Annotated in this window: 7 protein-coding genes; 3 read left to right on the forward strand and 4 right to left on the reverse strand. The window is 38.1% G+C overall.

The features are described 5' to 3' along the window. Positions 1-2: 2 nt before the first annotated feature. Positions 3-3,308, forward strand: a complete 3,306-nt coding sequence (locus tag AC07YT_RS01795; protein ID WP_086546075.1) for an NACHT and WD repeat domain-containing protein — start codon at positions 3-5, stop codon at positions 3,306-3,308. Between the two features lie 101 nt (positions 3,309-3,409). On the opposite strand, the gene AC07YT_RS01800 is transcribed toward AC07YT_RS01795, so the two are convergent. Then, positions 3,410-5,563, reverse strand: a complete 2,154-nt coding sequence (locus tag AC07YT_RS01800; protein WP_086546074.1) for a GH92 family glycosyl hydrolase — start codon at positions 5,561-5,563, stop codon at positions 3,410-3,412. A gap of 223 nt (positions 5,564-5,786) precedes the next feature. Here AC07YT_RS01800 and AC07YT_RS01805 point away from each other — a divergent pair, with 223 nt between their 5' ends. Next, a complete protein-coding gene (locus AC07YT_RS01805; RefSeq protein ID WP_086546073.1) occupies positions 5,787-8,054 on the forward strand; it encodes a glycoside hydrolase family 95 protein in 2,268 nt (755 codons plus the stop codon). Between the two features lie 136 nt (positions 8,055-8,190). Beyond that, entirely contained in the window at positions 8,191-8,544 is a 354-nt protein-coding gene (locus AC07YT_RS01810; RefSeq protein ID WP_086546072.1) for a nuclear transport factor 2 family protein, read from the forward strand. Here AC07YT_RS01810 and AC07YT_RS01815 read toward each other — a convergent pair whose 3' ends face one another. From AC07YT_RS01815 to AC07YT_RS01825, 3 genes are all read right to left on the reverse strand, one after another. Continuing rightward, complete coding sequence (locus AC07YT_RS01815; protein ID WP_086546071.1) at positions 8,545-8,739, reverse strand: hypothetical protein; 195 nt, start codon at positions 8,737-8,739, stop codon at positions 8,545-8,547. Further along, positions 8,720-9,922 (reverse strand): GAF domain-containing sensor histidine kinase, encoded by a 1,203-nt coding sequence (locus AC07YT_RS01820; RefSeq protein ID WP_086546070.1) that lies wholly within the window; start codon positions 9,920-9,922, stop codon positions 8,720-8,722. Before AC07YT_RS01820 ends, AC07YT_RS01815 begins: the two co-directional genes overlap by 20 nt. A gap of 291 nt (positions 9,923-10,213) precedes the next feature. Continuing rightward, positions 10,214-11,638: a glycoside hydrolase family 125 protein gene (locus AC07YT_RS01825; RefSeq protein WP_086546069.1), complete on the reverse strand. Its 1,425-nt coding sequence runs from the start codon at positions 11,636-11,638 to the stop codon at positions 10,214-10,216. Between the last annotated feature and the right edge of the window lie 89 nt (positions 11,639-11,727).

The raw sequence follows: 11,727 nt of genomic DNA on the forward strand, positions 1-11,727 counted from the left end.
AAATGAAAAGAGATAGATTTCCAGGGCTGCGTTCTTTTGAGCAAGAAGATGCCGCGATTTTTTTTGGCAGGGATGCCGAAATCAATCAACTTGCCAAACTCATTATGGTAAATCGGGTTAATGTTTTATTTGGCCCATCAGGCGTGGGAAAAAGTTCCCTGCTCAATACCGTTTTTATTAAAGAAAGAGAATTATCACATTTTCTGCCTATCAGGATAAGATTAAACCAAAATTATCTAAACCAGGATGATGTTGAGAATGAGGAAGAGGAACTTCTTAATCCTGCCGAAACGCTTTATAAAAGCATAGAAGTTAAATTGAAGCAATTGGATATCATTTATCGTAAAGAAGATATCATTTACGATGGTGATCAGCCTAAAATTTGGGAATACATCAAACTCGCCGAGTGTAAACTTAAGGAAAAGAACCCCAATTGCGATATTGTACTGATATTTGACCAGTTTGAAGAATTCTTTAGTTATAGTAATGACGTTGAGACAGATTTCATTAATCAGCTGGCCGAAATTACCCATGAACTCTCACCAAAGCGTATACTAGACTGGATCGGAAACCTTAGCGATACAGATCGGATTCCTGTAATAGAGTGGTATAAGCAGCCATCAATAAGGATACTTTTTGCAATAAGATCCGACAAGCTCTCTCTCATGGATAGAATGGATAGCAGCATCCCAAATATTTTGAGTAACCGATTCCAGATTAACTTTTTTGATTCGAAAAATGCTAAACTTGCTATAAATGGGCCTGCATTATTACCTTACAAAAATGAATTACTCCTACTTGATGAGGCAGAAATTTCAAAAAACATTTTGGATTTAAATTGGCAACAAAATTACACTCTTCCTCAATCTGAACTATATTTTAATTCATTTTATAGTCCACCGATCATCATATCACAAAAGATTACTGAATTGATCATTAGTGAGTTAACCAATAAATTCGACGAGATCCATGCTTCTTTTCTGCAAATCGTATGTTATTACATTGAACAGAAAGTTAAATCATTAAATATAAAAAACCTGCACATTCCCTTTTTTTTTAGCGAAAGTGAATTTTTGCATGAAATAAATATTGCCAATATACTCGATCAATTTTATATAGATCAACTCTCTAAAATTGGAAATATTCGCAAGCAGGAAATGGCACGCCGGGTTATTGAGGATGATTTAATCAGTGATGGAAAAAGAGCCAGTCTGCTCGAAAGTCAGTTAATCAATAAACTTGGCGGAGATAGAAGTCTAATTGACCGATTATTGTCTGCACGTATTATCCGTTCAGAAAATACGCCCAGGGGTGTAACCTTTGAACTCAGTCATGACAAGCTCGTTGAACCGATTGAAACTTCAAAAAAAATCAGATTACAGAAAGAGCAGCTTGATCAGGAAACCAAAGAACGGGATGACTTGCTTGCCAAAGAAGCTAATGAAAGAGAGAATGAAATTGCAAGACAGAAAGAGCTTCTTAAAATCACAAGTGCGCTAAAAGATAAAGCCGAAAATCAAAGGCTTATTGCTATTGAGGAACGGAAACGTGCGGAAGCGGCTACTGAACTTGCACAAAGATCAGAACAGCTGGCAATCGTTGCAAAAATAAAAGCAGAGAAAAGGAGGATTATTGCAAACACGCTTTTATTAATCTGCATAGCCTTATTTGCATTTTCGCTTTATAGCCTTATTAAGCTCTATAAAAAGGTGAATAAAGAACTTCTTACTCAGGCAGAAAACGATTATGCACAGAATAACCATTATAATGCATTTCAGAATTGGGAAAAATACCTAAATAACCGTTACCTGGTTAATCGTAAAGACAGTATAGAGACATTGCTTTCGGATAAATTCTTTTTCGACATTTCGGGTGGAGATAACATTCAACAATTTCAACAAAATAGCTTTCTGGTTCATCAGTCTTCAGGATCTTTTTTTGTATGGGAGTTTGATCCATCTTTTTCAAAACTAAAGGCCTTTAAATTTGAAGATAAAAAAGGCAATCCTCAGGCCGCCGCCAATACACTTGTTTCTCCAGACAAAAGGTATATCGCCTTTCGCAATATTAAAGATAGTATAATATATGTTTACGATAAAACGAATAAAGATATTAGTAAAATTAACGGATCACAGATCGATTTTGTGGTAAAACAGGGAAATAAAAAACTATCAAATATAACAGACTTTAAGATGGACTTCCTATCGAATACCAGGTTTATTTCCTTTATTAATTCAGATGGGAACCTCTCTTTATTCGATCTAGCCCTTCATAAAACATTACCATTAGAAATCATTAAACGCAAAGAGACATTTAGTTCCAGGGATTTAAAAAAAATCTGCATGGTATCGGGTGATAATAAGATGATGGCGCTCAAACGACCAGCAAATGATACATTAAAATTATACCAGCTTAATGGTTTTAAAAGACCAGTAAAATCAGCCACTTTCGGAAGCGTGGAAAATGTGTTTTCTATAGCCGACAGAAACAAGCTGCTTATCCGTTTTAAAAACAAAACACTGGCCATTATGTCATATCAGGGCAAAAATTACGAAACAATACTTTCTGATGTGACGGATATTATTGTATCTCCAGATGGCAGCAAGGCATTAATTTTAAGGGGCAACAAAGACCTGTTTGTATATGATCTTGTTCATAAAAGCAGGATAGAAAGCAAAAAACTGCTAAGACGGTTTTGGGAGGGTGAAAAAACAATCCGGCTAAATGATATAGTGAGGTGGATAGGGAACACGAATAAATTTAGCTTCCGAAACCGCAAAGGTATAGTGTTTGTTATAGATCTGGCTGATGTTTCATCGCATTTCCTCTGCGATGGAGTCAAGAGTCAGAATACATTAAAAACTTCAGAAAATTTTAACTATGTTTTTTCAAATGATGGATCTAGGGGCATGTACCTAAACAAAAACGGAGTGCTTAAAGTAATAGACATTAATACTTCAACAATAATCTATAGCGAAGCCGTAAGTAAAAACTCTGATCTTATTTTCTCGCTTTCCTACAATTTGGAAAATATAATAGCACTTAGCGATGATGGAAAAAATGTAGCAATTATAAAGAATTTTGATACTAATCAAAATGAATTGATAATCTTAAACCTAGAAAATAAAAACATCCTATATCGATCAACTTCCGTAAAATATATAGGAAAATTTTTCACCAATAAATTTATACACCTGATTTACGATAACAACAATGCCGGTGGCATCATTTTTTTCCACAATCAAAAAGAGCGTAATATTCAATACTATTCAAATCTATACCCTACTAAATTAGAACCTATTCAATAAACGATGTCATTATTTTAAATAAATAAAGCGACTTCCTATTAGAAAGTCGCTTTTAAATGACATTTTATTAAATAAATGAGTATAATCTAAATAAGGTGAGCTTATCGCGTAACGATCTCTACCTTACCGCCGTTCTTAAATAAATCGTGAGAAATAAAATATCCATTATTTGTTTTTCCGTCCACTTTAATATTGCAAATGCCCCTTCCCTTACCAGGTTTAGTTATCGTTAATAATTTCCCTGTACTGGTATTCCATTTAACTTCATCAAACAGCGGAGCGGTAACCAAATATTCAGCATCAGTTGCAGAAAATGGATACAAACCTAAAGAACTGAATACATACCAGGCAGACATTTCACCCGCATCATCCATTCCCGAAAGTGCCAAACCATCGTTGCCTATGCCGTATAGTTCATTCAGGATTTTATCGATGATTTTTTGTGATTTTTCTGGTTTTCCGATGAAAGTATAGGCAAATGGTGCTTCATGATCGGGCTGGTTTCCCTGGCAATACTGACCAATCATGGTTTCTACATTCCTGGCGATATATTTTGGATTCCAGGGTAAAGTAAACAAAGAATCTAACTTGGATTCAAATCCCTTTGCACCGCCATATAGTTCAATCAAACCTTTCATATCATGAGGGGCATAAAATGAAACCTGCCAGGCATTGGCTTCTCTGTACATATATTCGTAATAAGGGTATTGCGGATTAAAAGGTTTGATCCAGTCGCCGTTCTCTAATCTGCCCCTCATAAATCGCGTAGTGGGGTCGAACATATTTTTATAGTTCTTTGATCGGGCCATTAAAATCCGATAATTACTGCTGTCGCCTAGTTTTTTAGCAATTTGCGCCAGCGAATAGTCATCATAAGCATATTCGAGTGTTTTAGAAACGCCCGCTTTGGCTTTGGTTTCAACATGTGGATTTTTGACATCAGGATCAGAAATATAACCCTTTTCGATATATTCTTTCACAAAGGGACGGGCACCACCATCTACATTGGCATTACGCAATAAAATCTGGTAAGTGCCTTTAATATCAAAATCATTTATCCCCCTCAAATAAGCGCCTGCAATAGAAGAGGCGCCATGGTCACCATGAAAAAACGTCGGGATGAAACCAGTTTTATCGCCTACATCTTTCATCGATTTAATTACATCTAATGTAACCTTTGGCGTAATTAAGCCCAACAGCACATCTTTATTGCGATAGGTATCCCAAAGTGAAGGTTCGGTATAATAATTAAAATTGCCCTTCATTACGTTGTGCTTTGCATCTTTAAATTCGCCGTTTACATCACTGCGTAAAGCTGGCCATAAAAAAGAGCGGTACAAACAAGAATATAACATTTGTTTCTGCTTATCAGTACCTCCTTTTACCTGTATGGTCGATAAAAGAGCTTCCCATTTTGTAGTAGCTTCATTACGAATCTGTGTAAAGCTTTTATTGCCGATTTCTTGTTCCAGGTTTTCTTTGGCATTGGCCACACTCACAAACGATAAACCGATTTTAAGTTCTACAGGTGCCGCCCCGCCATCGGCCAAATGGATGATTGCATAACCTGAGCGTTTACCTACATCCGTCTGATCCAGTTTTTCAATCCTGGCGTTTACCGTGGCGTAGAAGTAAATATTCTCCCCTCCCTGAAAGCCTTGTATGGCAGAAGCACCCACTTGCTCGATATTCCAGGTTGAAACCCTGCTGTTGGCCTTTCCCATGTCGAAAAGAATCTGTCTATTATTGGGATTTTTATATTCATATTGATGGAATCCACATCTTAAAGTCGAAGTCAGCTTTACATTTACCTGATAGTCATCAAGATAAACCTGATAAAAACCTGGTGCTGAACTTTCATTTTTGTGCGAAAACTTCGATCCGAACTTACCAGTGGCATTGGATAATGGCAAAACGGGAATATTACATAAATTCCAATGCCCTTTATTGGTGTGCGCAAAGCCATAAATGGTATCATCTTCATATTCGTATCCGGCACCAGATCCAAATTCGGTAATCGGACTCAACTGCACCATCGCGTTAGGCAACGAGCTGCCTGGAAAAGTTAAACCTGCCCACGATCGCCAACCCTGCGGCAGCTCATAACCTAAAATTTTAGGGTCAGTTAAGGGAGCAGTCCCGATAAAAGTATTTACATATTTCGTAAAAGAGCCTTTCGTCTGACTTTGAACATTATGAATGTCCGTTAGGTTCAAAAAAAGGATTAGGAATAAAAATTTGGTTAGCGATTTCATTTTACATAAAACGTTTTAGTGTGTGATATCAAATATATAAAATCTGTTAAAATCCAATCTAAGCTATCACAATAGTTACCAAAAAAAATATGCTGGTACACCTCATCACATGCTTAAATAACTGAATAGTATGCCAATAATCGATAAGCATTCGCCTGCTTTGTCCATAGCACAATCCGTTGATTATCTATATATTTGACTACACACTAATCAAATAACCGACATGTTTTTTAACTGCAAGCAAGCTATTCGCTGCACGCTAATCTTCTTTTTAGCCTTTAGCTTTTCCACACCTATTTTCGCTCAAAACAAAGAAACCACGCCTCTATTGCTTTGGGACAACAAACCAGCAAGCAAATGGATGACTGAAGCCTACCCTATTGGAAATGGCCGGATTGGCGGTATGATTTTCGGCGGTGTTAATCAGGAGCATATTCAGTTTAATGACAATACCCTCTGGACAGGAGATGAAAATGACCGGGGTATGTACCAGGCTTTTGGAGATATATGGATTGACTTCGACAATAAAGAACAAAAATTCAGTAACTATACACGTCAATTAAATCTTGCTGATGCCATCCATTCCATCAATTATACACAAAATGGGACCAGCTATAAACGTGAATACTTTTGCAGTTTTCCGGACAAAGTAATGGTTTTAAGGTTCACTGCTAATCAAAAAAAGTCGTATTCTGCCACCCTAAGATTAAAAAATGCACATCAGGGCAATCTCACCGTTAACGGGAATACGATCCAATTTACAGGCAAATTATCTAATGGGATGCCTTATCAGGCGACTGCTTTGGTTAAAATTGAGAATGGTAGCAGCCATGCGGTTAAAGATGATGATGGTGAAAAATTAAAAATCGATAATGCCGATGCCATAACTGTCCTTTTCACCGCTGCTACCAATTACAGTAATAAACGCAGTGAAAACTGGAAAGGAGAAGAACCTGCGTCAAAAATCGATCGTATACTGAAACAAAGCGCTACAAAATCCTATTCAAATCTATTAAAAGCACACGTTGATGACTACAAGCAATTATTCAACCGCTTAGCTATTAATTTAGGTCAGAATGATATAAAAAACAACAGTTTGCCAACTTACCAAAGGTTAATCAATTATAAAAAGACGCCTGACCCTGCCTTAGAAGCTCTAATTTTTCAATACGGCAGATACCTTTTGATCAGCTCCTCTAGAAAGGGAGGTTTACCTGCGAATCTCCAAGGGCTATGGAATGAGAGCAATACGCCACCATGGGGCAGCGATTACCACTCTAACATCAATATCCAGATGAATTATTGGCTGGCAGAGCCAACTAACCTTTCAGAATGTCATATCCCATATCTGGATTATATAAACAGCATGCGTGAGGTAAGTGCCATCACTACACGCCAGAAATATCCAAACACCCGTGGTTGGACCGTAAAAACAGAAAACAATATTTTCGGCGGAATGAGTTTTTTATGGAATACACCTGGAAGTGCCTGGTATGCACAGGCGCTGTGGGAGCACTATTCTTTTACCAGGGATAAAGATTATTTAAAAAATTTCGCCTACCCCATTATCAAAGAGATATCAGAGTTTTGGGATGACCACTTAAAGAGAAGAGCAGACGGCACTTTGGTATCGCCATTGGGCTGGTCGCCAGAACATGGCCCGACTGAAGATGGCGTAACACACGATCAGCAGATTGTTTACGATCTATTTACAAATTATATAGAAGCAGCTGAAATTTTAGGCATCGATAGTGATTATAAAAAACACATTGCAGATCTTAAAGCACATTTATTAAAACCAAAAATTGGTAAATGGGGACAATTACAGGAATGGGAAACCGACCGCGATGATCCTAAGGATCAACACAGACACATTTCGCATCTTTTTGGCCTGCATCCTGGCAGAGAAATCAGCACCATTAATACACCTGAGCTTGCCAAAGCCGCTAAAGTAACTTTAACAGCCCGTGGCGATGAATCAACAGGATGGTCTATGGCCTGGAAAATTAATTTTTGGGCCAGGCTGCAGGATGGTAATCATGCCTATAAAATATTGCAGAACTTTATTACGCCAGTGGGTGGCTCGGGCACCGATTATAATAAAGGCGGAGGCATTTACGCCAATCTTTTCTGTGCTCATCCTCCCTTTCAGATTGATGGGAATTTTGGCTACACAGCAGGCGTTTCAGAAATGTTATTGCAAAGCCAGGCAGGTGAGCTGCAATTTTTACCGGCCCTACCTGATCAATGGTCAACAGGAAGTATTCAGGGTTTAAGAGCCAGGGGTAACTTCGAAATTACAGATCTGCAATGGAAAGATGGTAAAATTACAAAGCTGTCGATAAAATCATTATCAGGCGAAGATTGTATCGTGAGATCTCCAAATGCGTTAAAGCGTAAGCTTAAGGCTATCGAAGAAGAAAAATCAGGAAAGGACTTTAAATACAGTTTTAAAACACAGCCTGGAAAAGTATATAGTTTTGAAGGATAGCATAGTCGTCGTTGCGTGAAAGCTTTTTCAGCAATGACGACTCTTATTATTTAAACCTTTCATTTGTTGCTCATCAAGTCACTTCCTTCCAAACATTTTGGTTCTGACTTTCGTTTAATGGTAAATAGATTTTGTTATGAGCACATCCGATAAACTATTAACCGAGCATAATGCAAAGGTTGTTGTACTTGATTTTATTAATGCCTTAAACACCGAAAACTTTGAGGTGGCCAGGGCACAACTACATGATGATATGACTTTTAAAGGCGTTATGGGCGAAAGAAACGGCGCTGATATTTATATCGACGACATGAAAAAAATGAAATTTAAATACGATGTTAAAAAAGTGTTTTTAGATCAGGAGGATGTTTGTTTATGGTATGATATTAACATGGGTAAAAGCACGATATATGCCTGTGGCTGGTACCAGTTAGCCAACGAAAAAATTAAGTCGTTTCAGGTTATATTCGATCCGAGGCCTATTTTATAATTAGCAAACCTGTTTGAGTTTCTTCACGGTAAGGTGCTGTTTTTCCAACTGAAAAATAAACATTAAAAATTCATCCGTTTCACTAATCTCGATATTTTTTATGGTACCAGATTGAGTATTCCCGTCTGTAATCTCATCGCCTACTTTCAGTTCTAAAAGTGTAGAGGTAGGCAGGTTATCGTTTATTGTTATCATCACTAGAAGGTAAGTGCAAGGTAAAACAGGTGTTTTGAGGCGTAGAAGATACCTTAAGCGTTCCATTATGGGCATTGGCAATTTCTGATGCAATATATAAACCCAGACCAAGGCCTTTTTGATTGGGTTCTACTTCACCCCTGGAAAAAGGCTGAAACAACCTGTCCATGGCAACAGCCGGAATTTGTTTACCCTCATTGGTTACGCAAAGATTAAATTCTGTTTCGGTACTGAAAGCACTGATTTCGACTGTAGAATCTGATGGAGAATAATTTAAAGCATTGCCTAATAAATTAGAAAAAAGCTGTGCCAGTCGCTTTCCGTCTGCATGAACAGGATAAGCAAGATCAAAATTTAGCTTGATATCCCTCGATGGCCAAATGGCCTGCAACTCTTCTACCACCTGGAGCAGTAATTTCTCCAAATCTTCGTCAGGTGTTTTGCTGATGGTAATTCCCTCGCCTAAACGTCCACTGGCAAAATCGAGCATATTCTCAATCAAACCATTCATTCTGAAAGACGAATCTTTAATAATTTTAGTGATACGCCCACTGCGTTCATCTAAATTCAAACGTGATAAAAGTTGTGCACTGTTCGAAATGGCATTTAACGGATTTCGTAAATCATGACCCAGAATAGCAATAAACTGATCTCTTAAAACAGCTATTTCCTGTTCTTTTTTTAACTCCCGCTCCTTGTTAGCCAGTTCTTCCAGTGCATCTAAATGAAAGGCTATTAAATCGGCAAACATGGTAAACATACCAGTTACGGTCGGATTTTTCAGCTTGGCCGGTTTAGGATCAATGGCGCAAAGCGTACCGAAAAACTCACCATTTTTTAACGTAATAGGCACCGAGATGTAGCTCTGAAAGCCATACATTAATGGTGTATGGTGCTGTGCAAAATCAGGATCTTCATCCACGTGATCAATGATAACAGCATTTTTATGCTGCCTGATCTCGTTACAAATGGTTGTTTCCAGTTTGAGTTCGCTACCCACGCTTAATCCGAAGTTTATTTCATCATGAACGGCACAGGCTACCCAGCTATCTGATGTTACCCTAGCCACTGCCGAAAACCCCATACCTGTGGTTCTACAAACAATTTCTAAGATATGTGCAACAGCAGGAATCTGATTTATAAATTCAATATCTTCCAGGATGGTTTTACTAAAATTTTGCAATGCTAAACGGAATAATTTGTAGCAATTTACAAATATTTATTACAGGCAAAGGATAGAATTTAGCGTTATAACATAGCTTTTACACACATTGATCAATTTATTCCCGAATGGCGTATAAATCCCCTGTAATTACCGTCAAATTGTACAACATCATGTAAACAGGTAGTGCGTTGTACAGTCGCTGTGCACCTTATCCTGGAGATAAGGGAAGACAAAACAAAACCGTATTGATCAGGCGTTGAACTGAATATCAAAATCAATTACAAACCCCAATCAATACGGTCGCTTGTATTAGGCTTTTAGCAAAGCTGGTTTTTCGTGGTAGGTTCTCCAAAGTAACTCACCAAATAAGGTGTTCGACCAGGCGAACCAAGCCCTTGTAAAGTTCGCAGGGTTATCTTTATGAAAAGATTCGTGCATAAAACCTTTGCCAGCATGTGTTTTACGTAACATATCGATACAAGATTTAATCTCAGCATCATCTTTCGAGGTTAAGGCACGCATGGTGATACTCATTGGCCAGATCATATCCTGACCAGCGTGCGGTCCACCAATTCCCTCTGCAGCTGTACCTTTAAAGAAATATGGATTATCTTTAGAAAGGGCAAATTTCCGTGTATTTTGATAAATAGGATCTTCAATTTTCATCGCACCTAAATAAGGTAAACCCAGCAAGCTTGGTACATTAGAATCGTCCATCAGATACGAACTTCCAAAACCATCTACCTCAAAGGCGTAAATTTTACCATATTTCGGATGATTAACGATAGCATGTTTCTGTAGCGCAGCGCTCACTTCATCAGCCATGTTTAACAAACTACTTTCCAAAGCCTGATCATTCTGTAAGGCTTTAATCATTTCTGCGGCCTGTTTTAAGCTCGATACCGCAAAAAAGTTAGATGGAACCAGGAAAGGGAAAATGGTGGCATCATCACTCGGACGAAATGCTGAGCAGATTAAGCCCACCGGATTTACCGGAAAACCGTAACCGGCCATGGGTAGTGAATCTGTAGGTTGAGTCGTTTCCCGCTGAAAATGATAGGGTCCTTTATCCGCTTTTCGCTGTTGTTCTTTGAATGTTTTTAAAGTGGCTTCAATTCCTTTTTTCCAACTGGCATCAAAAGGTGTTTTATCGCCTGTTTTTTTCCAGTAGTGGTAAGCCAGGCGGATAGGATAACATAAAGAATCTATTTCCCATTTGCGTTCGTGCACTCCGGGCTGCATGGCCGTTTTATCTGTTTTCCACTCACCTACTTTGGTGGGGTCGCCATAAAAAGCATTTGCATAAGGATCTTTTAAAATACATTTAGTTTGATGGATAATTACGCCGGCTATTAATTTTTTAAGCGGTTCATCTTCATTTACAAACTGAAGATATGGCCAAACCTGCGCCGAACTATCGCGTAACCACATGGCATCAATATCACCGGTAATGACATAAGTATCTGGTCGGCCATCTTTTTCTGAATTGTAAACCGTAGTATCTAAAGTATTGGGAAAACAGTTTTCGAACAGCCAGGCCAATTCGGGATTTTTAACGTTTGCCTGGAAAGTTTTAATGGCAGCATCTACGGCTTTACTTTGAAAGTGTCGTTTTGCGGCAGCTACACGTACCACAGGAAATTCTGGTGCAAGATTAGCGGCAAAAGAAAATTTCGATGCGACAACTCCAGCGCCTAACAAACCTGTGTTTTGTATAAATGTTCTTCTTTTCATTATGATGGTTTATGATATTTTGGTTTAATTTCTACTAAACGAAATCTATCCATTATCGATGATGATAATAGTTGTGGTAAGATATTATT

Source organism: Pedobacter sp. GW460-11-11-14-TSB4 (assembly GCF_059423705.1).